Source organism: Paenibacillus radicis (ex Xue et al. 2023), assembly GCF_024722015.1.
Taxonomy (GTDB): Bacteria; Bacillota; Bacilli; order Paenibacillales; family NBRC-103111; genus Paenibacillus_S.
Window position 1 is genome coordinate 154,913 of record NZ_JANQBD010000015.1, and the last position, 22,966, is coordinate 177,878.

The 22,966-nt window shown below is 45.7% G+C and carries 21 protein-coding genes; 14 read left to right on the forward strand and 7 right to left on the reverse strand.

Annotated elements, in window-relative coordinates; translation table 11 throughout:
• The first annotated feature begins 44 nt into the window (after positions 1-44).
• On the forward strand, positions 45-434 hold the full coding sequence (locus tag NV381_RS20640; protein WP_258215171.1) for an Asp23/Gls24 family envelope stress response protein: 390 nt from the start codon (positions 45-47) through the stop codon (positions 432-434).
• Between the two features lie 39 nt (positions 435-473).
• Here the strand turns inward: NV381_RS20640 and ftsW are convergent, their stop codons facing one another.
• On the reverse strand, positions 474-1,637 hold the full coding sequence (ftsW, locus tag NV381_RS20645; protein WP_258215172.1) for a putative lipid II flippase FtsW: 1,164 nt from the start codon (positions 1,635-1,637) through the stop codon (positions 474-476).
• Between the two features lie 12 nt (positions 1,638-1,649).
• Positions 1,650-1,997, reverse strand: coding sequence for a YugN-like family protein (locus NV381_RS20650; RefSeq protein WP_258215173.1), 348 nt, complete (start codon positions 1,995-1,997; stop codon positions 1,650-1,652).
• Positions 1,998-2,311: 314 nt separating this feature from the next.
• On the opposite strand from NV381_RS20650, the gene NV381_RS20655 reads away from it, so the two are divergent.
• The 3 genes from NV381_RS20655 (at position 2,312) to NV381_RS20665 (ending at position 5,374) form a co-directional block, all read left to right on the forward strand.
• The gene (locus tag NV381_RS20655; RefSeq protein ID WP_258215174.1) at positions 2,312-3,484 is read left to right on the forward strand and encodes a M20 family metallopeptidase; all 1,173 of its coding nucleotides are present in this window, start codon (positions 2,312-2,314) and stop codon (positions 3,482-3,484) included.
• Between the two features lie 161 nt (positions 3,485-3,645).
• Positions 3,646-4,056 (forward strand): CBS domain-containing protein, encoded by a 411-nt coding sequence (locus NV381_RS20660; RefSeq protein ID WP_258215241.1) that lies wholly within the window; start codon positions 3,646-3,648, stop codon positions 4,054-4,056.
• 151 nt (positions 4,057-4,207) lie between these two features.
• A complete protein-coding gene (locus NV381_RS20665; RefSeq protein WP_258215175.1) occupies positions 4,208-5,374 on the forward strand; it encodes a Gfo/Idh/MocA family protein in 1,167 nt (388 codons plus the stop codon).
• Between the two features lie 90 nt (positions 5,375-5,464).
• On the opposite strand, the gene NV381_RS20670 is transcribed toward NV381_RS20665, so the two are convergent.
• Entirely contained in the window at positions 5,465-6,061 is a 597-nt protein-coding gene (locus tag NV381_RS20670; protein WP_258215176.1) for a thermonuclease family protein, read from the reverse strand.
• Positions 6,062-6,115: 54 nt separating this feature from the next.
• Between NV381_RS20670 and NV381_RS20675 the strand changes: the two genes are divergently transcribed.
• The 3 genes from NV381_RS20675 to NV381_RS20685 all read left to right on the forward strand — a co-directional run bounded on the left by NV381_RS20675 (position 6,116) and on the right by NV381_RS20685 (position 10,470).
• Positions 6,116-7,882 (forward strand): DNA repair helicase XPB, encoded by a 1,767-nt coding sequence (locus tag NV381_RS20675; protein ID WP_258215177.1) that lies wholly within the window; start codon positions 6,116-6,118, stop codon positions 7,880-7,882.
• Positions 7,879-9,930, forward strand: coding sequence for a helicase-associated domain-containing protein (locus NV381_RS20680; protein WP_258215178.1), 2,052 nt, complete (start codon positions 7,879-7,881; stop codon positions 9,928-9,930). The genes NV381_RS20675 and NV381_RS20680 overlap by 4 nt, the downstream gene beginning before the upstream one ends.
• A 78-nt stretch (positions 9,931-10,008) precedes the next feature.
• A complete protein-coding gene (locus tag NV381_RS20685; protein WP_258215179.1) occupies positions 10,009-10,470 on the forward strand; it encodes a YlbF family regulator in 462 nt (153 codons plus the stop codon).
• 26 nt (positions 10,471-10,496) lie between these two features.
• On the opposite strand, the gene NV381_RS20690 is transcribed toward NV381_RS20685, so the two are convergent.
• Positions 10,497-11,522: an asparaginase gene (locus NV381_RS20690; RefSeq protein ID WP_258215242.1), complete on the reverse strand. Its 1,026-nt coding sequence runs from the start codon at positions 11,520-11,522 to the stop codon at positions 10,497-10,499.
• Between the two features lie 57 nt (positions 11,523-11,579).
• On the opposite strand from NV381_RS20690, the gene NV381_RS20695 reads away from it, so the two are divergent.
• The 5 genes from NV381_RS20695 to galU all read left to right on the forward strand — a co-directional run bounded on the left by NV381_RS20695 (position 11,580) and on the right by galU (position 15,367).
• Complete coding sequence (locus NV381_RS20695; protein WP_258215180.1) at positions 11,580-11,849, forward strand: YlbG family protein; 270 nt, start codon at positions 11,580-11,582, stop codon at positions 11,847-11,849.
• A gap of 275 nt (positions 11,850-12,124) precedes the next feature.
• Entirely contained in the window at positions 12,125-12,562 is a 438-nt protein-coding gene (locus NV381_RS20700; protein ID WP_258215181.1) for a hypothetical protein, read from the forward strand.
• Between the two features lie 96 nt (positions 12,563-12,658).
• Positions 12,659-13,570, forward strand: a complete 912-nt coding sequence (locus NV381_RS20705) for a selenium metabolism-associated LysR family transcriptional regulator (RefSeq protein WP_258215182.1) — start codon at positions 12,659-12,661, stop codon at positions 13,568-13,570.
• A 34-nt stretch (positions 13,571-13,604) separates the two neighbouring features.
• Entirely contained in the window at positions 13,605-14,486 is an 882-nt protein-coding gene (locus NV381_RS20710) for a PHP domain-containing protein (protein WP_258215183.1), read from the forward strand.
• A gap of 2 nt (positions 14,487-14,488) precedes the next feature.
• A complete protein-coding gene (galU, locus tag NV381_RS20715; protein WP_258215184.1) occupies positions 14,489-15,367 on the forward strand; it encodes a UTP--glucose-1-phosphate uridylyltransferase GalU in 879 nt (292 codons plus the stop codon).
• A gap of 151 nt (positions 15,368-15,518) precedes the next feature.
• On the opposite strand, the gene NV381_RS20720 is transcribed toward galU, so the two are convergent.
• Complete coding sequence (locus tag NV381_RS20720; protein WP_258215185.1) at positions 15,519-15,737, reverse strand: hypothetical protein; 219 nt, start codon at positions 15,735-15,737, stop codon at positions 15,519-15,521.
• Between the two features lie 211 nt (positions 15,738-15,948).
• Here NV381_RS20720 and NV381_RS20725 point away from each other — a divergent pair, with 211 nt between their 5' ends.
• Positions 15,949-17,448: an IMP dehydrogenase gene (locus tag NV381_RS20725; RefSeq protein WP_258215186.1), complete on the forward strand. Its 1,500-nt coding sequence runs from the start codon at positions 15,949-15,951 to the stop codon at positions 17,446-17,448.
• A gap of 258 nt (positions 17,449-17,706) precedes the next feature.
• On the opposite strand, the gene NV381_RS20730 is transcribed toward NV381_RS20725, so the two are convergent.
• Positions 17,707-17,985 (reverse strand): hypothetical protein, encoded by a 279-nt coding sequence (locus NV381_RS20730; RefSeq protein WP_258215187.1) that lies wholly within the window; start codon positions 17,983-17,985, stop codon positions 17,707-17,709.
• Positions 17,986-18,134: 149 nt separating this feature from the next.
• Positions 18,135-19,961, reverse strand: a complete 1,827-nt coding sequence (locus NV381_RS20735) for an Rqc2 family fibronectin-binding protein (RefSeq protein WP_258215188.1) — start codon at positions 19,959-19,961, stop codon at positions 18,135-18,137.
• Between the two features lie 184 nt (positions 19,962-20,145).
• On the opposite strand from NV381_RS20735, the gene NV381_RS20740 reads away from it, so the two are divergent.
• Entirely contained in the window at positions 20,146-22,932 is a 2,787-nt protein-coding gene (locus NV381_RS20740; RefSeq protein WP_258215189.1) for a calcium-translocating P-type ATPase, SERCA-type, read from the forward strand.
• Positions 22,933-22,966: the final 34 nt, after the last annotated feature.

The window sequence follows — 22,966 nt, forward strand, 5'->3', positions numbered from 1 at the left end:
GAAGTCATTACAATATAGGTATAACCCACCGAGGAGTGATCCGTATGTCCGAAGAAATTCAAACAGGTCTTATTCGCATATCAGATGATGTCGTTTCGACAATCGCAGGCTTAGCTGCGCTGGAAACTCCTGGGATTGCCGCAATGTCCGGAGGTATTTCCGAAGGGTTAGCTAAACGTCTGAGTGGTAAAAATGTGCAAAAAGGGGTTTCAGTCGAAGTGGGGCAGTTGGAAGCCGCCATTGATTTGCGTATAATTGTTAATTATGGATCAAAAATTCAAGAAGTATGCCGCGATCTGCAGCAAAATGTTCGTGAGGCTGTAGAAAACATGACAGGCTTATCTGTGGTAGAAGTCAATGTTAAAGTGGAAGGGGTCGCATTCCGCGAAGAGGAGAAAGAAATTCATTTGGATGAGGCGCACCGAGTGAAATAAGGCTGCAAGCAATTTACATAGTATGAAAAAGAGAGCCACTCAGGCTCTCTTTTTTGTTTCTTTTTCGGGTTTATTGTGTTCCCTCGATATGCTGAGCAAAATTCCTAGTCCTATGAGAGAAATAAGCATAGATGAACCGCCATAGCTAATAAAAGGAAGAGTTACGCCTGTCATCGGAATGCTTACGGTGACACCGCCTAAATTTATTAAGGCTTGTACCGCTATCATTCCAATAATACCGACTCCTGTTAATGTACCGAACATCTCTTTACAGCGGACGGCAACAAGCAATCCGCGCCATAGGAAGGCTAAGTAAACCAGAATAAACAAGGAACTGCCAATGAAACCAAGCTCTTCGCCGATAATCGCAAATATAAAGTCGTTATGAGCTTCAGGGAGATAATGAAGCTTTTGGATACCTTGTCCGAAGCCTGCACCCGAAATTCCGCCATGACCGAAGGCATATAAAGATTGGATTAATTGATAGCCGGTACCCAGTTGGTCGGCCCAAGGGTCCATAAATGCGGTAAAACGGTCAATACGATAGTCTTGACCGTTTTTTACTACCAAATAAATCGATATTACAGAAGACATTATTACCGCTCCAAGAAGACTCAAGAAAAAGATATGCTTCAGATTGGCGCCTCCAACAATGATGACGATAGCTGCACACATGATAAGGATCATGGTTGAACCGACATCAGGCTGCAGTAAGATCAGCGCCGATACAAAGCCAACGATCATTAGAGCTGGAAGAAGCCCCTTTTGAAAATCGCGGAACTTATCCTCTTTCTTGCTAATGAGAGCCGCTAAATATAAGATAACGGCCAGCTTAGCAAATTCGGAGGGCTGGACACTGAAACCAGCAATTTTAAACCAGCTTGTTGCTCCTTTAACCCCATGTCCTATTACAGGAACCAGCAGCAGCATGATAACAACGATAACAAAGCCGGGGCCGATCCACTTCTTAAGGATACGATAATCGATGTTCATACAAAAAAACATAGCGACTGTACCCAAGGCAATCGCAATCGCTTGACGAATAACCATATACGACGGATCATTCAGCATAGTTTCCGACACGGAGTCGAAGCGTGTGTACGCCATACTTGCACTGAATACCATTGCCAATCCAAAGCAAACCAGTAAGAATGTTAAAAAAAGCAGCAGGAAATCCGGTGTTCCTCGTCGCTGGGCAGTCATTAGACTTCGTCCTTAATCAGACAATTTAGTTTTCAGCTGAGCAAGCTTTTGGGTGGCGATTTTCATGATAGAATCGGGAATTGGTGATTCATAATCCAATCCATGAGGGAATGTGCCTCTCCCGATATATACTTCTTCTATGTAAAGCACAGCATAAGGAGATTCCAGTTTGCCGGATTCGGCACGAGTGTTCAGACGCAAGAAGTATTCGCTGCCGGAAGCTCTGTCGTCAATTTTTAAGTCATATGTTGCCCTTGTATATTCCCACTGCCAGCGAACGAACCCCAAGCTTGTTGTTGTTTCATCCAAATGAGCGAGATCGCTTTTTAGTCCCTTAACTCCATTATTTTCGATAATCACTTTGAAAGCCCTCCTAAAAAGTCAAATCCATTGATTCTAATCCTCTAATCATGATAGTATGTTTCCCAAACTTGTGCAAGCTTAATGCGAATTGTAGCATAGTACGATATATAAAGTTTGAAATTCTTGTGACATATAGATGAAAGCGGGAGGAAGATTTGTTAAAATGTAGAGAAAGATAAGAATAAGTGAGAGTTCAAAGAGCCGACTTTTCAGCACCGAGAAGGTTGTAAGAAACTTTCTTAGATACTTCGTGATCAAAAGTCGATTTTTGAACGTCCTCTATAAGCTCGATAAACCGGAGGTGTACGGTCATGGAAGCCTTATTACAAGCGATTGATTTACTTTATCCGGAGATGGTCGGCTGGCGCCGGTATTTGCATCAGCATCCCGAGCTGTCTTATCAGGAGCGAGAAACAGCGGCATATGTCGCGAACCATTTGCAGCAGTGGGGCTTGGAGGTTCGTACCGGAGTAGGCGGCAATGGAATTACCGCCCGATTGAAGGGGAGTGGACAAGGACCGACAGTAGCGCTGCGGGCTGATATGGATGCACTTCCGATTCAGGATCAGAAGAACTGCGATTATGCATCCAGAGTCAGTGGAGTCATGCATGCATGTGGTCATGATGCTCATACTTCCACATTGCTAGGGGTTGCCAAGGTATTGTCCGAGCACAAGGAAATGCTGAATGGCGACGTAGTGTTTATATTTCAGCATGCCGAGGAATTAAGTCCTGGCGGGGCATTCAGTATGATTGATGAGGGTGCGTTGGATGGGGTTGATTATATATATGGCATACACCTGTGGACGCCATTCCCTGTGGGCACAGCTTATTGTAAAGAAGGGCCCTTTATGGCCGCAGCCGATGAATTTGAAATAGTTGTAAAAGGTAAAGGCGGTCACGGGGGGCTGCCGCATGAAACCGTGGACAGTATTGTCATTGGATCACAGCTGGTGGGCAATCTTCAAACCATCGTTAGCCGCGGCGTAGATCCTACACAGCCTTGTGTGGTCTCTATCGGTTCCTTTCACAGCGGTACAAGCTTTAACGTCATCGCCGAGCAAGCCACGCTAATCGGAACCGTTCGTACGTTCGATCCTGAGCTTCGTATGGATGTGAAGCAGCGAATGGACCGGTTAGTCTCGCAAACCTGTACAATGAATGGAGCTGACTACAGCTTCGAATACAAGTTGGGCTACCCGCCGGTCATTAATGATTCAGAAGAGGCACAACGATTTTTGCGAGCGGGAGCTCGAGTAATGAATGTTAAACCATCTCCACTGATCATGGCCGGAGAAGATTTCGCTTATTATTTGCAGCAGCGCAAGGGCTGTTTTATGTTTGTAGGAGCGGGCAATCATGAGCAGGGAATTATTCATCCTCACCACCATCCTAAATTTGACATCGATGAAAGAGCAATGAGGGATGCAGCCAGATTGTTTGTCAGTATGGTATGGGATTGTCAGAACGGCGGCTGTAATTAACTGCTAGGCCCCTGTTGCACATGCAAAGAAGGGTTTCGGGAGATTCTATGTTTGCAACGGAAAATGCCGTTACTTTCTTTTAAAGAAGGTTCGGTGTTTTTCGAATGACAAACTCTTCTGGGAGGGACTTACCTTTGAATGCAAAAAAGATAAAGGAAATCATGACGAAGGATTGCGCGACAGTCACTTTGAAGGATAATGTATATGAAGTCGCCGTTAAAATGAAGCAGGAGGATACAGGGTTTATTCCTGTAGTTGACGGTAAAAAGCTGATTGGCGTTATTACCGACCGTGACTTGGTTATCCGCGGATTTGCAGCCAAGAAGGAAGGCTCAACGGCGGTGTCGGAAGTCATGAGCAGCAATCAAATTACTAGTGCGACCCCTGAAACCACGGTGGATGAGGCAGCCAAATTAATGGCAAACCAACAAATTCGCCGTTTGCCTGTCGTCGAGAATGGCGAGCTGGTAGGAATTGTATCTATCGGTGATTTAGCTGTACGCAGCACGTTCGAGGATGAGGCCGGAGAAGCGCTAAGTGAAATTTCAGAAAAAGATAAAGTAACGGTCTAATATAAGATTCTACTTAGTTCTCTCGAAGTTTATATCGGGAGAACCCATTTTTTTATATTGTAATGTTAACGTGTGCAATATATAATATTATCGTGTCGAATAAAAGGCTTACATATTAGATTTATAATGAATGAGAGGCAGGGGAATAAGAATGGATAAAGTGCGCATCGGTATTGTCGGTGTGGGGAACATGGGTAAAAGTCATACGGAATACTTGACCAAGAATCAAGTGAGCAATGCGGAGTTGACAGCCATTGTGGACACGGATCCAACCCGGCTTGAATGGGTTAGAAGCAACCACGGAAGCAGTAATATTCAATTGTTTGATAATTTGGAAGCCTTCTATGCATCTAGGGCGTTCGACGTAGTACTGGTGGCTACACCTCACTACGATCACCCGGCTGCTGCTATACAAGCATTTTCTCACGGTTACCATGTATTGGTTGAAAAACCTGCTGGCGTGTATACGAAGCAAGTTCGTGAAATGAACGAAGCTGCCGCAAAATCGGGTAAAGCTTTTGGAATTATGTTCAACCAACGGACAAACCCTCTATATCAAAAGCTAAGAGATTTAATTACATCCGGAGAGCTTGGAGAAGTGCGTCGTACCAACTGGATTATTACCAACTGGTACCGGTCGCAAAGCTATTATGATTCCGGCGGCTGGCGCGCTACTTGGGCTGGAGAAGGCGGCGGGGTATTAATCAACCAAGATCCTCATCAGCTTGATTTGTGGCAATGGACGGCTGATATGATGCCTAAGCGTGTCAGAGCGTTCTGCAGCTTTGGTAAATACCGTAACATCGAGGTTGAAGATGATGTTACAGCATACGTTGAATACGAGAATGGAGCTACCGGCTTATTCGTTACTACCACGGGCGAGGCTCCTGGTACGAATCGATATGAAGTAAGTGGAGATAACGGTAAAATTGTTATCGAAAACGATACATTAACATTCTGGCGCTTGCGTACACCAGAACCGAAGTTTAACAGTGAATTCAAAGGCGGCTTCGGTCAGCCAGAGTGCTGGAAATGCGATGTTCCTGTAGTTGGAGCTCCAGGGCCTCAACATAAAGGCATCACGCAAAACTTCGTCAATCATATTTTGAATGGCACACCGTTGCTTGCACCGGGCGAAGAAGGAATCAAAGGATTGACGCTTTCCAATGCGATGCACTTGTCTACGTGGACAGATAACTGGGTTGATCTTCCGATCAACGAAGATTTGTACTACGAGAAGCTTCAAGAACGCATCAATAGCTCAACCTTCAAAAAAGAAACAAAAGAACTTCAATTGGATGTAAAAGGTACCCACTAATAGTGAGAAGGGTCCCAGACAATATCTTTTAACAAACAAAACGACCTGACGGTTAATCTGTCAGGTCGTTTTGTTTGTTATTCTCTTCATTCACTTCTTCTTTTCGAATGCAGAATCGTAATCCTTCCAAAGTCCCTTTTGCTTATTGCGGGCTTCTTCTTGATCCTTTTTAAACAAATCCACGTATTTCACGTTTGGAGGAAAGGTTGCAATTCGTGCATAGCCTTCTTTCACAAGTGTACGGTTGAAAAGCTCATCTTCAACCCAGACGTAGGCAAGCAGGCGATCATACTTATCTTTACGTTCAACATCCCATTCGAGCTCTACCGTTTTGTTTTCAAGCCGTTTTTTGGTGAAGTCAGATGCTTCCTTGCCATAAAACATGACAGGTGTATTAGGCTTTTTTGTCTCCGGGGTATCCACACCGATTAGTCTGACTTTTTCTTTTTTTCCATTCAGCTTAATTTCAAAAGTATCCCCGTCGACCACTCGGTCAATTTTAACCGATTCCCTGCCGCTGTTAGTTGATGTTGATTTGCTTTGGCAGCCTGATAGCAGCATGGTTAGTAATAAAATCGGGAGCAGCGCGGCTGCAATCCATTGCTTCTTCAATGATGTCACCTCTAATTTCCCATTGTAGAACCAACTCCAACTGCTGTAAAGCAAAATAATGTTTAATTTAGGCACATTCCCCTCATACTAGATGGTATGCAAACTTAGTGAAGTTCAGGAGGGATCCATATGCAGATAGATCAAAAAAGGCCGCTCGTGGTACAAAGCGATTTCACGGTTTTGCTGGAGGTGCGCCATCCGGAATTTGATCAGGTACGCCCTTTATTAGCGCGTTTTGCGGATTTGGTCAAAACACCGGAGCATATCCATACGTACCGCATGTCTGCATTGTCTCTGTGGAATGCAGCGGCAGCCGGGATGACTACCTCGGAGATTACATCTTTTTTGGAGGAGCATGCCAAGTTTGGAGTGCCGCACAACATCAAGCAGGATATTCGACGTTTTGTGGAAAGGTACGGCCTGGTGCGAATTGAAAGCTTAGGTGAGGATCTGTTGTTGATTTCAGATGACGTAGAGGCGATCAAAGAAATGTGCTCCTTTAGAACACTTCGTTCTTATGGTCTGTGCCAGGTGGATTCCCAAACACTACGGTTCTCATCTATATATAGAGGCGCTTTGAAGCAAGAATTGATCAAGCTTGGATACCCCGTCCAGGATTTGGCCGGTTATACCCGTGGGGAGGAGCTGCCCATCAGGCTTAGAGGGGATGCCTCAGATGGAAAAGCATTTCAGCTGCGTGATTATCAAACCTCAGCGGTCGAATCATTTTATCGGGAAGGCAGCATCATGGGGGGGAGCGGTGTACTTGTACTTCCCTGCGGCGCAGGGAAAACGATCATTGGAATAGCTGCGATGGGTAAGCTGAATTGCGCTACTCTGATTCTTACTACAAATACAACCTCTGTAAATCAATGGAAACGTGAAATTTTGGAGAAAACGGATGTTACTGAGGATATGGTAGGGGAATACTCGGGCATGAAAAAGGATGTTCGTCCAATAACGATAGCGACTTATCAAATATTAACTTACCGCAAGTCCAAGGATGATTTGTTCATACATATGGATTTGTTCAATAAACGTGACTGGGGATTAATTGTTTACGATGAAGTCCATCTATTGCCTGCTCCCGTGTTCCGCGTAACCGCTGACATACAAGCTACAAGAAGACTTGGATTGACAGCAACGCTTGTTCGTGAAGATGGACGAGAGGAGGATGTATTCTCACTTGTTGGTCCCAAACGTTATGAAATGCCATGGAAGGAACTAGAAGGGCAAGGGTGGATTGCCTCAGTAAGCTGCACAGAAATCCGCGTTCCGCTGCTGCAGGCTGAACAGGATTCTTACCTGTCTGCAGAAGCGAGACAGAAAATGAGAATTGCCAGCACAAGCAAGGGCAAGCTGAATGTGATAAAACAGCTGCTAGCTAAGCATAAAGGGGAACAGACGATTATTATAGGGCAGTATCTGGATCAGCTCAAGCAGGTGGCTCAAGCTTTGGGGGCGCCGCTTATTTATGGTCAGATGCCGCATGAAGAGCGAGAGGAGCTTTACAACCAGTTTCGTCGGGGTGAGCTGCAAACTATCATCGTATCGAAAGTGGCTAACTTTGCCGTTGATTTGCCTGATGCCTCTGTAGCCATTCAAATTTCCGGCAGCTACGGCTCCCGGCAAGAAGAAGCCCAACGTCTGGGGCGCATTCTGCGTCCAAAGTCGGATGCTAATAAAGCATTTTTTTACACAGTTGTCTCATCCGACACGAAGGAGCAGGAATACGCACTAAACCGGCAGTTGTTTCTAATTGAACAAGGCTATCAGTATCGAATTGAGGAGTATTCACAGGCTGAGGATGAGGGGGAAATTACTGCCGCTCTTGATAATTCTTATAGGAGTAAGCCATTGAACCAGCAATCCGAAGAGGAGGTCTTGTCAACGTGAACCATGCTTTCTACTTAAGCAAAATGCCGGAGGCTCTAAAAACCCACATCGAAGCTGAGGCTGTTTATGCTCCTTGGTTGAGACGGGGAGAAACGTTGGATTCCATATGGGGCAATTCAGCGATAATGGAAACGGTGTACAATCAATTGTCAGCAAGAGAAAAAAAAGTGCTTCATTTCCTTGTCACATCGATCGGAAGCGAGCCTTTTGACTGGCCTAAGCTTGAAAAATTAACCTCACACGTGATGTCGGGTGCAGAAGCCAAGGTCGGTTTTTTGTTATTGCTGAAAAAGGGTTTAATCTATATGTTCAAGAAAACATGGGGAGAGCATGTATATGTCCTTGCTGAAGATGCTCTTGCCATATGGCAGCAACTTATATTAACTGCAGATAATAAACAGGCTTTGACAAGAACAACAGACACCTCTATAGAATGTGTGGAACAATATAATCCGGGTCTTGCTTCTTTGCTGTTTCAAACACTTGTTTTTTTAGATCAAAATGATATGAAGCTAACGAAGAATGGAACGCTGCACAAAAAACAGCTGCAAAAATGGCTGGACCTGCTAACTATTCAAGATGAAAGATTTCTCGGCTGCTCTTTAAAATATGCTTATGCAGACGTGTATCCTGTAAAGCTTGCGGTAATAATGGAATTTCTGTTCAGACTTCAGCTGGTGGAGCAGCGAGGCGAGCAGCTTTGCTTGCAGGAGCATGAAGTTAAAAGATGGCTCTCGCTAAGCGAGCGCGAACAAAATAAGCAGCTGTACTTTATTTGGAAAATGGTTGCGTTTCCAGGTCCAGCTTGGCTTCAGCATGCCGTACTTCTGCTGGAAAGACAGCATGAAGATATTTGGTATGCTGCTGACGATATTCCTCAGTGGCTGCGGGTGCAGAAAATAGCTCCATTTGACAATGAAGAGAATGTTGCAGGACAGGAGCTGCTCGATCAGTTGGAGCAGCAGTGGATTCATCCACTGCTAGCTTTTGGTTGGATGGAGAAGGGATTTGCTGGAGCAGATGGCCGAGATGCCGTTTACCGCTGGAGGATACAACCTATTGAATCGCAAGCGGATAGGACGATAATGGAGGAAGAAGGCTTTTATGTTCAACCTGATTTCGAAGTATTGGTGCCACCGAATGTGCCTTTTGCAATAAAGTGGGAGCTATCAGCGTTTGCCGATCTGCAGAAGGCCGATCTTGTTTCGGTTTATAAACTGGGCAAGGAAAGCTTACAGCGAGGGTTGGAGAAGGGGCTGCAGCTGGAAGAGCTGTTGTTGTTTTTGGAAAAGCAATCTCTATACGGCATACCGGAAAATGTCAGGCTAACTCTGGAGCAATGGGCGAAGCCATTTGGTAAAGTCAAGCTTTCTGAAGTACTGCTGCTGCGTTGTGAGGATGCTGCCGTTGCTGAAGCTGTAAAAAAGCTGCCAGGTTGCTCTGATTGCTTGCTTGAAGAGATTGGCGGGCAGGCGTGGATTGTCCGAACGGATCAATTAAAGCTGTTGACTGAGCTTCTTAATAAAGCAGGCTGGATGACCGGTAAGCTGAAGCTGCTAGCTGATGCCAATCCTTCCGAGCAGAGGGAAGCACGGATCAGCTTAGTATCAATGAAGCCGCTGGAAGACGGCATCTTAACCTCGAATGATACTACAGCCATTAACTATGGTCCTGTACATATAGCAGATAAAGGTTTTATATATTCGAGACACACGTTCATGTACTTTGAGATGGAGCAGAAAATTCCCGATGTTCGTGATTTATTCCCCGATTTACAAGGGATTCCACAGGGCTGGATGAAAGATTACCGCACTTACCACGCCTCAACTCGTCGTGAAATGGTTGAGCTGGCTATGGAGTGGAAAACTACGTTGCAGGTACGCCATAATGGTCATGATCACATGATTGCCCCAAGAAAGCTGCAAGAGACTCGCGGCACCTGGAGTATGACCGGATTGGAACAGTCCAAGCTTCAGGAGATGTGCTTATTTCCTGAGGATTGGCAGGAGATGAGGATCATTGTGCCTGGCATAAATGATAAATATTGATGCAACAAATAAGTGTAATATGTGGTATGATAAACTTGTCTGACAATCAATAATATTATATACGAGGCAGGTGCTATAATGGCAGTAATTGAAGCTCAAGCGTTGGATATGTCTGCCATTCTGATGCAGGCGTACGACTTAGGAGATATGATTAAAATTTCCACGGAGACGTCGGATTATTTATATTGGAAGCAGCGCAAGGACGAGGACCCGCAGGTAAAGGAACTTGTGAAGCTTTTTAACAAGAAGAAAGAGCTGTTCGAAGAATGCCAGCGGTTCGGTCATTTTCATCCAGACTACCATGCTGCGTTGGAGCAGGTACAGGCGATTCAAGTACAGCTGGATAACCTTGAATCCGTCAAATATTTCAAGGAAGCGGAGCAGCGGCTTGATGAACTGCTGTATACAGTATCTCAAATGATTGCACATAGCGTCTCGGACACGATTAAAGTGCCCGGCAACGACATGAACGCAGGAGGCGGGAGCTGTTCCACCGGAAGCTGCTCGACCGGAGGCGGCTGCAGCGGAAGCTGTGGTTAAAAAATTTCAGTTTTTGAATTACTGACTTACGGAGTGAATCGACTTAACTTCAATAGGGGTCGAATTTCGCCAACAACTTCATTATGGCAATTCAGCACTTTGGGATGATAGAACTCTTCCAGAAGCCGGATCTCTTCTTTACGAAGCATATCCAATTGAATCAATGTTTCCATGACAGCCGGATAAATGGCACGCATAGCTCCATCTTCGATTTTGACGGCTGCTCCCCAGCCCTTCTCCGGGATGGTAAAAGCAAACATTCCTTCTGCACCCATCTTGCCAATAATGCGGCCCTGAGTCACCTCGATCAGCCGGGTGTCGAAACGGTCGCTTCCTGCCAGATAGTAGGGCTGTCGGATGATAGCTTGCACAATCCTCCGACAAGCTTGAGCACGCTGCTCTGGCAAGCCTTCTGGCTTGCCAAGCCGTGCATAAGCATAGGCAAGCGACTCCAGCGGTACCGCAAAAACAGGAACACCACAACCATCCGTACCCAGTGATATTTGATCTGCAGGGACACCGCACATATAAGCAATGATGTCCAGCATCTGCAATTGGACAGGATGAGAGTTTGAGATATAGGGTCCAGTTGTAGAACCTATCGATAGTTCAAGCAATCGGGAAAGCGCCAGCATGCCGGAATGTTTGCCTGAGCAGTTATTGCGAAGGGGAGTGAGGGGGATTCCCGCTTCCTTCAATCGGTTGGCTGTCGGTATGTGAAAGGGCTCGTGAACCCCGCATTGCAGAGCGTTTTCATCCAGTCCAAGCTGATGCAGTATCTCATTTGCCAACTCAGCATGAGCATCCTCACCGTTATGCGATGCGCATAGAAGAGCGATCATTTTATCGTTCAATTGAAAGTTAAGCTCGCCATCTATTTCTAATAAAGGAATCGCTTGCAACGGCTTAGCCGTAGAACGAGCGAATGTATAATAAGCCGAGTCGCCAGCAGAAGCAATGAGTTCGTGGTTGGTGTTCACAACGGCAATGTGGCCGCGATGCAGGCTTTCTATCCTGGCTCCTCGCAGCGCCTCAACAAGGATATGTGTCATATTCAATTCGATTCGTCCTTTCATTGATGATCTTATTATAGAAAGAAGGTATAAATCATGTTTACCGACCGCAGTGGATTAATCGTTTGGGTAAGTGACCTCAAAGCTGCTAATAAACAGTTAGAACGATATGGAAGTGTCCATTTTATTTCCAAAAGATTGCACTATGCAGCAATGTACGTGCACTCCTCCAAACTGGAGGAAACAACCAAACAGCTGCAGAAGCTGCCTTTTGTCAAAAAAGTCGAACGCTCTTACCGAAATGAGATCCAAACGGAATACAGTAGTAGTAATATGGCTGATAAAACACGTTTTTACACCGTATAAATGCAACCAATCCATTGTTAAAAGCATTGCACCTTGTGCTTTTCTTAATATATATACGCAAACCCAAAGCTTCTGAAACCTCGGAGGCTTTTTTTTGCGTACAGTTCTTCTGTCAAAAAGGATGAGATTGGAAGTTTTTTATTGTTATTGACTGCTATTATCGCGGTATCTAAAGATTTTTTTATTTGGAATCCGTTTTCAAATCTAGTAAAATAAAGAAGCATAAATGTACATAGGCGAAAAGGACTAGTTTAATAGGTGAGGGGTTGTGATTTATGAGAGACAGAACAATTGACCGATTAAACAACTGCGAGCCGTTTTATGTTGCTTTGGGGGACAAAAACATCGCGGATATCGTAATCACAAATCATGCTCGGATCCGTTGGGCGGATAGAGTTGAGAGCCAGAAAACTGGCTTTGATGATATATGCGATTTTTTGTGGGATAGATTGAAAGCCGGGCAGATCAAGTCTTATTATAAGAATGGTGAAGATGTTTATTTGGTTGAGGATGATTTAGTGATGGTCGCTGAGTTTACTGGATGGGAGCCGAGCTCGGGTGCTGGCAACCGACAGCTGCATCGTATGGTCATCGTCACTTTCCTTGGGAGAATGTCTGAAACTATTGAGCTGCGTGACCTGAAGTCTTATTATTCATGGCTTCGCCATTCGCGCAGAATGACATTAATTAAAAATAGCAGAAAACGCAGATAATTGGAATATACGATAGGGGCATTCCGTAATATACGGCATGCTCTTTTTATTTTTGCTATAATAGGAATACCAATGCAAGCTGGAGGTAAACGGACGATGGCACTTAATTTTCATCAGCTACATATTTTTTATACCGTTGCGGAGAAAGGAAGCTTCTCACACGCGGCACAAGCGCTTCATATGACTCAGCCTGCGGTTACGATGCAGGTGCAATCTTTAGAAGATTACTTTGGAGCGAAGCTGTTCCATCGTTCAACAAAAAAGATTGAGTTGTCTGAGGCGGGCAGATCCTTATTACCGTATGCTAAACGCAGTATCGAGCTGATGAAGGAAACCGACATAAGCATGTCCAAGTTTACACATATGCTTGAGGGGAGACTCCATCTGGGAGCAAGTATGACAGTTGGCGAATATATTTTGCCGCGACTGTTAGGCCCATTTGGCAAGGAGTATCCGAATATTTCAGTAAGTATGAAAGTTATCAATACACGGCTGATACTGGATGAAGTTCTTAATCATCAGTTGAACTTTGGATTAGTTGAAGCTGAGATTGATCATCCCGACGTTCATATAGAGGCTGTGATGAACGATGAGCTTGTCTTAATAGTGCCGCGAGACCATCCTTTGGCGCAAAGTCCTGTCGTTACAATGGAGGAGGTTCTTAAGTATCCTTTTGTGCTGCGTGAGCAAGGCTCGGGTACTCGCAGAGTGATGGAGGAAGAGCTGGCAAGGGCAGGCTTCGATCCGACCGATATGAAAATTGTCATGGAGCTGGGCAGTACAGGAGCAGTCAAATCAGCAGTCGAAGCGGGGCTGGGCATTTCAATCCTGTCTCAGTCGTCTCTTAAGCATGAGGCAGCATTAGGCGTGCTTGTGATAAGAAAAATAGAAGGAATCCGCTTCTCGCGAAGCTTCTATGCAATTTATTTGAATTCTACCATTTTGCCGATCTCGGCGGTTACTTTTGTTACTTTTTTGCGGGAACGGGATTTGAGTCAGTGGATGTAAGGGGAAATTGTACATAATTTTAGGAGGATACGCAATGCTTTATGCAGATTTACATACACATACATCGGCATCGGACGGGACACAGCCATCCTCGGAAAATATCCGGCTTGCCGTGAAAGCGGGTCTGGCGGGAATTGCCATTACCGATCATGACACGGTCGCAGGGATTGACGAAGCATTGGAAGCAGGTAGTCAAAGTGGAATTACTGTTATTCCCGGCGTTGAAATCAGCACTGTATTTGAGGGGCAAGATATTCACGTACTTGGTTATTGGATTGATCATACAAATCCACTGTTTCTGAGCCGGTTAACCTCGCTCCGAGACGTCCGTGAGCAGCGCAACGTGATGATGATTGAACGTCTGAATGAGCTTGGCTTGCAGGTCACGATGGAAGATGTATGGGCCTCTCTGGAAACGTCCAAGAAGGCAGATGAAACGATAGGCAGGCCGCATATTGCGGATGCGCTGCTGAAGAAGGGGTATGTGAGCTCGATAGCGGAGGCCTTCGATCGCTATTTGGGTAATGGAGCGGCAGCTTACGTCAATCCGCCGCGCATAGAGCCTTTTACCGCTATCGAGTGGATACTGGAAGCAGGGGGAGTGCCCGTTCTGGCCCATCCTGGGCTGTACGATCTGGATGAGCTGATCCCTCGGCTTGCAGACGTCGGCCTGGCGGGATTGGAGGTATATCACTCTGATCATTCTCCAGAGCAGGAGAAGCATTATCAATCCATTGCCGAGCAGCTTGGGCTTATTATGACGGGCGGCTCTGATTTTCATGGAGAGCGCGGCGGTGTTGTGTTTCACGCTCCGGTTGGGGCGCGCAAAGTTGAAATGTCGGTAGTGAAGCAACTGGCAGAGGCGAAGCGGACGACAACCAAGCAAATGCCAAGCGACAATACCGAGGAGGCTTAAATATGAAGATACGTAAAGCGATTATCCCTGCGGCAGGCTTAGGAACGCGTTTCCTTCCTGCTACAAAAGCACAGCCCAAAGAAATGCTGCCCATTGTTGATACACCTGCGATACAATATATTGTCGAAGAAGCAATTGCAGCTGGCATAGAAGACATTATGATCGTTACAGGTCGCAATAAGCGTGCGATTGAAGATCATTTCGATAAATCGGTTGAGCTGGAAATGATACTCGAAGAAAAAGGTAACCTTGAACTGCTGGAGCTGGTAAAATCAGTCTCCAATCTTGCAGATGTTCATTATATTCGCCAGAAACAACCTCTGGGGCTTGGTCACGCAGTGCTGTGCGCACGCAAGTTTATCGGAAATGAACCGTTCGCGGTTCTATTGGGTGACGATATTATTCAGTCGAGCCCTCCATTCCTAAAGCAGATGATCAATGTATACGAGCAAACGGAAACATCGGTTATAGCCGTGCAGGAGGTCCCTTGGGAGGATGTCGATAAGTATGGTATTGTTTCGCCTGGTGTATGTGGTGAAGGGTATCAATATGTCGAGGATTTAGTTGAAAAGCCCGAGCGAGGACTAGCACCATCCAACTTGGCTGTTATTGGCAGATATATAATTGCTCCTGAAATTTTTGGCATATTGGAGAACTGTGAACCGGGGCGCGGAGGAGAAATTCAATTGACGGATGCTCTCCGTATACTTAATACTGAGCAGCAGATGATTGCTTACCCAATCCAGGGCAAGCGCTACGATGTTGGAGATAAGCTCGGTTACATTCAAGCGAGCATCGAAATAGCGTTGCAGCGGGAGGATTTACAGGATGCGCTGAAGGCCTATTTGCAGAAGCTTACGAAATCATGGGGAAATAAATAATTACTTGTGTGAGGAATGGGCAGGAGAACTAATTCTATCTATATCAAGCATCGCTTAAAGCTTAAAGCTTCCAGGACGATAAAGACGTTCTGGAAGCTTTTTTGCTGTAAATAATTTTAGGATCAAGTTAAAACCTGCTCAAATTGGTTCTCTATTGGCTCTCTAATTGGTTCTCTTTGTCGGTAATTCGTGTTCGGCCTCCGTTGATATATCCTCTTGCTAAACGCGAGGCTCTAATCGTGGAGACGATGATAATGGTTTCATCGCGGGACATCGTACGGTTTTCATAAGAAAAATCAGATAAGTCAGCAATCTGTTCATCGCTATATTTGTCGAATAGGTCAATTAATTCCTCAATACTTGCTCTCATGATACTACCTCCATATGGGTTGCTATGACCATTATTAAGTAAGTTTTCCTTTACGTCAACATAGGATTGATACATTTTGGGCTGTATGTTATGATTGTAAAAATTTACCCACATCCAAGCAATGTCAAGCAGTAAGTTTCTTTTGAAAAATTATACTCATGCTTATCAGGTAGTTGTGTTTTGCAAAATTCAGAAGGGGGATAATTGAAAAATGGCCTATTACTACATGGAACCGTCGCGGACATTCAGTGAGTTTTTGCTGCTTCCTAACTTATCAACGAAGGATTGTACACCTGCGAATGTTGATCTGAAGACGCCGATTGTAAAATTTAAACGGGGGGAAGAGCCGGATATTTCTTTGAATATCCCGTTTGCATCAGCTGTGATGCAGTCGGTCTCAGACCACAATATGGCCGTTGCTTTGGCGCGGAGTGGGGGAATTGCCTTTATTTTCGGATCCCAGCCGATTGAAGAACAGGCGGCAATGGTGCGAAAAGCCAAAAGCTATAAGGCCGGGTTTGTAGTGAGCCGCTCCAATCTGACCCCATCTCATACTCTTAAAGATGTACTTGATTTGAAGGAAGAAACCGGTCATTCTACCGTTGCGGTTACGGATGATGGAACGCCAAAGGGTAAGCTTGTAGGTATCGTAACGAGCAGGGATTATAGAATTAGCCGCGATTCACTAGATAAGCCAGTTCATGAATTTATGACTCCGTTCTCTTCTCTAATTTACGGGAACTCGGGTATTTCATTACCTGAGGCCAATGATTTGATCTGGGAGCATAAGCTGAATTGTTTACCGATTGTGGACAGTCAGCAAAATCTCGACTTTCTGGTTTTCCGTAAAGATTATGACGCCCATAAAGAAAATCCTCAAGAATTGCTTGATATTAACAAAAGCTATATCGTGGGAGCCGGCATTAATACGAAGGATTATGAAGAAAGAGTGCCTGCATTAGTGGAAGCGGGGGTTGATGTCCTTGTAATCGATTCCTCTGACGGGTTTAGCGAATGGCAGCGTGATACTTTACAGTATGTAAAATCAAACTTTAATGTAAAAATCGGAGCCGGCAATATCGTGGATCGGGAAGGATTTCTGTACTTGGTTGAATCGGGCGCAGACTTTATCAAGGTGGGTGTAGGTGGCGGTTCAATCTGTATTACGAGGGAGCAAAAAGGAATAGGCCGAGGCCAGGCATCAGCACTTATTGAGGTTGTTGAAGCTAGAAACAAGTATTTTGAAGAAACGGGAATTTATATACCTATATGTTCAGATGGTGGAATTGTTCACGATTATCATATAACGCTTGCGTTAGCAATGGGTGCTGATTTTGTTATGATGGGCCGATATTTCGCCCGTTTTGATGAAAGCCCGACTCGCAAGTTGAAGGTAGGCAACAATTTTGTTAAGGAGTTTTGGGGAGAGGGTTCTAACCGGGCGAGAAATTGGCAGCGTTATGACACCGGAGGCAAGCAAGGTCTTGTCTTTGAAGAAGGTGTTGATTCATACGTACCCTATGCGGGAGGCTTACAAGAAAATCTGGATAAAACAAACAGCAAAATCAAATCGACAATGTGCAACTGTGGTGCGAAAACTATTGAAGAGCTTCAGCGCAAAGCCCGCATAACAATTGTTTCAGCGACAAGCATTATTGAGGGTGGCGCTCATGACGTTATCTTGAAGGAAAGCAACTTATCTGGAGAATAAATGCTGAAGTGGATAGCTTAGTTTGATTATTGTCCAAATTGATGAAACAACTCGAATGTAGAACAAAGGCACTTCAAGTCGCAGGGAAGACCGCGGTTGAAGCGCCTTTTTTTAGGATAGCCTTTCTAAAGATAAGTTTGCCGGGGTACCCTTTTTATTTCACAAGACAAGCTACCTTGAGATTGAAATGTATCTTCATTCGATGATCCCTGGAGAATTTGAACGGAGCAAAGAGTTCCGCTATTCCATCAGCCTGCCTCAACCTAAGGCGATAGCGGAAACCGGAATTCCGTTATGTTGGGTAAATAGGAGCATTATGCACAAAATCAGAGCAATAACGGAACTAGCTGTTCCTGTATCACTCTGATTTTTGGACTTTTTAGGTGATAGAGGAACAATTACTTCCGGACTACCCTTCAATTCCGTTGATGCAGTACTAGCGTGTTGTTCAGGGTCATGTGTAGGTGAAGGAGCGATAGCGTTCACCTGGTCGTCTCCTTCGGTAACTGCTCGGGTATGCAACCTACCTTTGAACATCGTGTTCCTCCCGCTGTAAGTAATTCATTCAAAGGAACTCGACTTCAACAGCGGCCGTAATCCTACACCCATCTCTCCAAAGCGCACAAAACGTAGATCGTACATCAAGGATGGCGTAAGACATTTTTCTTGCCTGTCTTACAGTACTGTTATTTGATGCTTACAGGCATTTGTTTGATTTCTTCAGTATTCGGTGTTACGAATAATGTCTTCTGGTGATCGTAAATGACAAATCCAGGCTTGGCACCGCTTGGCTTGCGGACATGCTTGATCATTGTTACATCCACGGGCACAAGACTTGATGACTTGGCTTGGCTGTAATACGCCGCCAATTGTGCCGCTTCATGGAGAGTTGCCTCACCGAATTGTACGCTGCGGATGACTACATGTGAGCCGGGAATATCCTTTGTGTGCAGCCAAGTATCTGCGGATTGGGCCAGCCGGTTTGTTAAATACTCGTTTTGCGTATTGTTTTTCCCAACATAAATGGGAATTCCCTCGCTAGAAGTAAAGCAGGATAGCAGCGGTTTCTGATTGGCTTTCTTTTTCCGTGTTTTTTTGCTGCGGTCGCGAATATATCCTTGCTCGATCAGTTCCTCACGAATTTCCTCAATATCGCTGAGCGAAGCGGTGCCAAGCTGCTGGAGCAGGCTGTCCAAATAAAGAATTTCTTCTTGGGTTTGCAGAAGCTGTTCTTTTACCGCGATTAGACTGTTTTTACTTTTAGTATATTTTTTGAAATAACGCTGAGCATTGTCCGAAGGTGTGAGCAGCGGATCCAGTGTAATAAAGATTGGGCGCTGCTCCTCATCGTAATAGTTAATAACTTCGATCTGTTTATCACCCTTCTGAACCAGATGCATAGAGGAGGTCAGCAGCTCTCCGATAATTCGAAACTTATCCGCATCTTGGCCTTCCTCCAAGGTTTCTTGAAGCTTCTCCATTTTTTTCGCATTTTTGTTGCGCTCATTTTGCAGAAATTTCAATAAATCGGATACCCGCTGCTTGACGGTATCCCGTTCAGCCTTGTCTCCATAAAAGGCTTCCAAGCATTCACTCACAGAAGAATACCGCCTGATCTCACCATTCAGGTGAGTTAGCTCTACTATCGAGAACGCTTGCTTCGCTGTATCAGGCTGCTCGCAAATGTGAGGTTCTCCGCTGGTTTGCTTGAGATTTTCCATAAGCCCATGGAATGGCTCCCACAAGAGCGCTGCGTTTGCTTCGGGAGTGTTCGCCACTGTTAAAGGATACTGCGTGCGATATACAAGCTCTTTGGCTACGAGCGGACTGAGGCCGCTGAATCGGGCAACAAGACGCTGTTCCCATGTTTCTTCATTGATCGTTTGTGGTGCCGCTTTGCCAAGGCTATTCAAGCTTTTTAAAACATCCTCTTCTTGCGGAGCCTCTGCTGGCGGTTGCGTGAGCAGAGTGATGAAGCGCTCCTTATCCACAAGAAACGGATGATTTTTGTACTGCTCAGGTGGGGTGGTATACCTGCTTCCTGGCATGACAATCCGATAGCTGCTGATCGCTGGCGTTACATGATGAATGCCGTCAATAATGGTATCTGTTGCAGGATCAACCAGAATAATGTTGCTATGCCGTCCCATAATTTCAATAATGATGACTTTGCTGCTGACATCACCAATTTCGTCACGTTGACGTACTTGAAGTCGGATGACCCGCTCCAGCCCCGGTTGAGTGATGCTTTCGATGACGCCGCCATCACAATGCTTTCGAAGCAGCATGCAAAACATCGGAGCTTCCATAGGGTTAGTAAAGGTTTGTTCAGTTACATGAACACGAGGGTATGTGGGATTCGCGGACAGAAGCAGCTTTACATTGCTGCCTTGAGCGCGAAGCTGCAATACAATATCATTGCCTGATGGCATATGCACTTTATTAATTCGGCCGCCCACGCAGGCCTGCAGTTCCTGCACGAGGCTGTGGACGACTAGACCGTCAAACGACATGTTGGTTCCAACTCCATTCAAATTCTAGTTTAGATAAGGGCTTAAGAAGATATACTCTATCATGCCATATTTTCGGCAAAAACTTAAGTCTGCGATCCCATTCCTTCTATTGTGCTATTTTTTAGCTTGTCTGAATACATTTATTTCTAGAGGTTGTTTGATCCTTTTGGGAGGGAATGAGCAGATGAGTCAGAAAAAGTGGTATCAGATGACGGCGGAGGAGATTTTGCAATCGCAGCAAATTCATCCGTCAAAAGGGCTGTCGTCAGAAGAAGCGCAGAAGCGTATGGACGAGCATGGTCGCAATGAATTATCCGAAGGGGCAAAAATATCGCCGATCGCTTTATTTTTGAATCAGTTTAAAGATTTTATGGTGCTGGTGCTGATGGGCGCTACACTCATTTCAGGGCTGCTGGGTGAATATTTGGATGCGGTGACGATTATCGCCATAATTATTATGAATGGGATTCTTGGCTTCGTTCAGGAATTCCGGGCAGAGCGCTCACTTCGTGCATTAAAGGAATTGTCCGCTCCGCATGCAAAGGTAATGAGAGAGGGTACGCTATATCAAATTCCTGCAAGGGATCTAGTACCTGGGGATATTGTCCTCCTGGAGAGCGGGGACCGGATTCCGGCAGACATTCGATTTATTGACGCGAACAGTCTTTATGCGGAGGAATCTGCTTTAACGGGAGAATCTGTGCCTGTCAATAAGCATACGAATGCGCTTCACAATGAGGAAGTGCCACTCGGCGACCAAAGAAATCTCGGTTTTATGGGCACTATGATTACGCGGGGTACTGCCAGAGGCATCGTTGTACGCACCGGTATGAATACGGAAATGGGTAAAATAGCTGACTTAATCCAGAGCACAGAGTCCATGGAAACACCGCTCCAGCATCGTTTAGAGCAGCTGGGGAAAATATTAATTATCGTTGCGCTAGCCTTAACTGTAGTTGTCGTCATAGCAGGTATCGTCCACGGACAGGAGCCTTACGGTATGTTCCTGGCTGGAGTCAGCTTAGCTGTTGCAGCTATTCCGGAAGGATTACCGGCCATTGTCACTATTGCGCTTGCTTTGGGTGTACAGCGGATGATTCAGAGAAAAGCAATCGTGCGCAAACTGCCCTCCGTTGAAACTCTCGGCTGTGCATCGGTTATCTGCTCCGACAAGACTGGCACACTGACGCAAAATAAAATGACAGTAACCCATCTGTGGCTGGGAGGCAATGTGTTGGAGGTTACCGGCGATGGATATGACCCTCGCGGTGATATTCTAAGCAGCGGCAGCCAAGTGGACATCCACAACAATTTGATGCTGAACCGGATGCTGCAAGTATCGGTGCTTTGCAACAACGCCGTACTGGTTGAAGAAAAGGGGGAGGCCAAACGCAAGAAGCAGGCGACCGAGGAGCCTTCAGTCAGTTGGAACATCAAAGGAGATCCAACCGAAGGGGCACTGGTTGTGCTTGGAGCCAAAGCGGGAGCGACCCAACAGCTGCTTGGTGGGCAGTACAGCCGGATAGGAGAATTCCCGTTCGATTCGGAACGGAAGCGGATGACCGTACTGGTTGAGCATCAAAGCGGCCGGATGGTTTGTACCAAAGGAGCGCCTGATTTGCTGCTGCACAAATGCAGTTACGTCCTATGGGACGATAAGGTGATTCCGTTCACTACGACGTTGAAGCAAAAGGTGCTTGCTGCAAATGAAGGCATGGCCAAAAATGCACTTCGGGTGTTGGGTCTCGCATATCGCGATCTGAAGGTAACCGACAGCTTTACAGATGAGGATGACGTTGAACAGGGGCTTGTCTTCATCGGATTAACAGGGATGATCGATCCTCCCCGCAAAGAAGTGCGGGATGCTATCTCCAAATGCCGCAAGGCAGGTATCAAAACGGTGATGATAACAGGAGATCATCAGGGAACGGCTGAAGCGATTGCAAAGCAGCTCGGTATTTTGCCTCCAAGCGGCGGGTTGGCATTAAATGGGCAGCAGCTGAATCAGCTGAGTGATGATGAGCTGGATGATCGTGTGGAGGATGCTTACGTATACGCTAGGGTTTCACCGGAGCATAAGCTGAGGATAGTGAAGTCGCTGCAGCGCAAAGGGCACGTAGTTGCAATGACAGGTGATGGCGTGAATGACGCTCCGGCCATTAAAGCGGCTGATATCGGCATCGCGATGGGCATCAGCGGAACAGACGTAACCAAGGAAGCGGCAGCTCTTGTGCTTAGCGATGATAACTTTGCGAGCATTGTTGCAGCCATTGAAGAAGGGCGCGGTATATACGAAAATATTCGTAAATTTATACGCTATCTGCTTGCTTCCAACGTTGGAGAAATTATGACTATGTTTCTGGCCATGATGGCCGGGCTGCCGCTGCCGCTTATCCCAATCCAAATCTTATGGGTAAACCTGGTGACCGATGGTCTTCCCGCCATGGCTCTTGGCGTCGATCAAGCTGAGAAGGATTTGATGCAGCAGAAGCCGCGAGGGGCACGAGAAAACATATTTGCCCGCCGTCTGGGCTGGAAAATTATTAGCCGGGGTATATTAATCGGTCTGTGCACGCTTGCGGCTTTCTTGATTGTCTTGTACCAGGGACCTAATGGCGACTCAGACACATTGGTTCATGCACAAACCGTTGCTTTTGCTACATTAGTTATGGCTCAGCTGATTCATGTGTTTGATTGCCGCAGTTCCCGTTCGATTTTTCATCGCAATCCGCTGCAAAATGGTTATTTAGTATTAGCAGTCATTTCCTCATTGCTGCTCATGCTAGCTGTGCTTTACATCAAACAGTTGCAGCCGATATTCAAAACGGTTCCGCTCGGCTGGCAGGATTGGATTATCGTGCTTGTGTTTGCTGGAATTCCAACGTTCCTGATGGGTATCGGCAGTGTCATGAGCAAGCCTGCCAAACGCAAGCCTATTCATTACGGTAACGCAAAACCTATAACCAGATAATCAACAACAGCCTGTGCCGGGGAATAAAACCCAT

Excerpts from the sequence above, each read along its gene's own strand:
- NV381_RS20705 (WP_258215182.1), top strand. The coding sequence starts at position 12,659 with ATGGCACTTAATTTTCATCAGCTACATATTTTTTATACCGTTGCGGAG.
- NV381_RS20640 (WP_258215171.1), top strand. The coding sequence starts at position 45 with ATGTCCGAAGAAATTCAAACAGGTCTTATTCGCATATCAGATGATGTC.
- NV381_RS20690 (WP_258215242.1), bottom strand. The coding sequence starts at position 11,522 with ATGACACATATCCTTGTTGAGGCGCTGCGAGGAGCCAGGATAGAAAGC.
- NV381_RS20700 (WP_258215181.1), top strand. The coding sequence starts at position 12,125 with ATGAGAGACAGAACAATTGACCGATTAAACAACTGCGAGCCGTTTTAT.
- NV381_RS20685 (WP_258215179.1), top strand. The coding sequence starts at position 10,009 with ATGGCAGTAATTGAAGCTCAAGCGTTGGATATGTCTGCCATTCTGATG.
- ftsW (WP_258215172.1), bottom strand. The coding sequence starts at position 1,637 with ATGACTGCCCAGCGACGAGGAACACCGGATTTCCTGCTGCTTTTTTTA.
- galU (WP_258215184.1), top strand. The coding sequence starts at position 14,489 with ATGAAGATACGTAAAGCGATTATCCCTGCGGCAGGCTTAGGAACGCGT.
- NV381_RS20660 (WP_258215241.1), top strand. The coding sequence starts at position 3,646 with ATGACGAAGGATTGCGCGACAGTCACTTTGAAGGATAATGTATATGAA.
- NV381_RS20740 (WP_258215189.1), top strand. The coding sequence starts at position 20,146 with ATGAGTCAGAAAAAGTGGTATCAGATGACGGCGGAGGAGATTTTGCAA.
- NV381_RS20730 (WP_258215187.1), bottom strand. The coding sequence starts at position 17,985 with ATGTTCAAAGGTAGGTTGCATACCCGAGCAGTTACCGAAGGAGACGAC.
- NV381_RS20725 (WP_258215186.1), top strand. The coding sequence starts at position 15,949 with ATGGCCTATTACTACATGGAACCGTCGCGGACATTCAGTGAGTTTTTG.
- NV381_RS20665 (WP_258215175.1), top strand. The coding sequence starts at position 4,208 with ATGGATAAAGTGCGCATCGGTATTGTCGGTGTGGGGAACATGGGTAAA.
- NV381_RS20675 (WP_258215177.1), top strand. The coding sequence starts at position 6,116 with ATGCAGATAGATCAAAAAAGGCCGCTCGTGGTACAAAGCGATTTCACG.
- NV381_RS20735 (WP_258215188.1), bottom strand. The coding sequence starts at position 19,961 with ATGTCGTTTGACGGTCTAGTCGTCCACAGCCTCGTGCAGGAACTGCAG.
- NV381_RS20655 (WP_258215174.1), top strand. The coding sequence starts at position 2,312 with ATGGAAGCCTTATTACAAGCGATTGATTTACTTTATCCGGAGATGGTC.
- NV381_RS20720 (WP_258215185.1), bottom strand. The coding sequence starts at position 15,737 with ATGAGAGCAAGTATTGAGGAATTAATTGACCTATTCGACAAATATAGC.
- NV381_RS20695 (WP_258215180.1), top strand. The coding sequence starts at position 11,580 with ATGTTTACCGACCGCAGTGGATTAATCGTTTGGGTAAGTGACCTCAAA.
- NV381_RS20710 (WP_258215183.1), top strand. The coding sequence starts at position 13,605 with ATGCTTTATGCAGATTTACATACACATACATCGGCATCGGACGGGACA.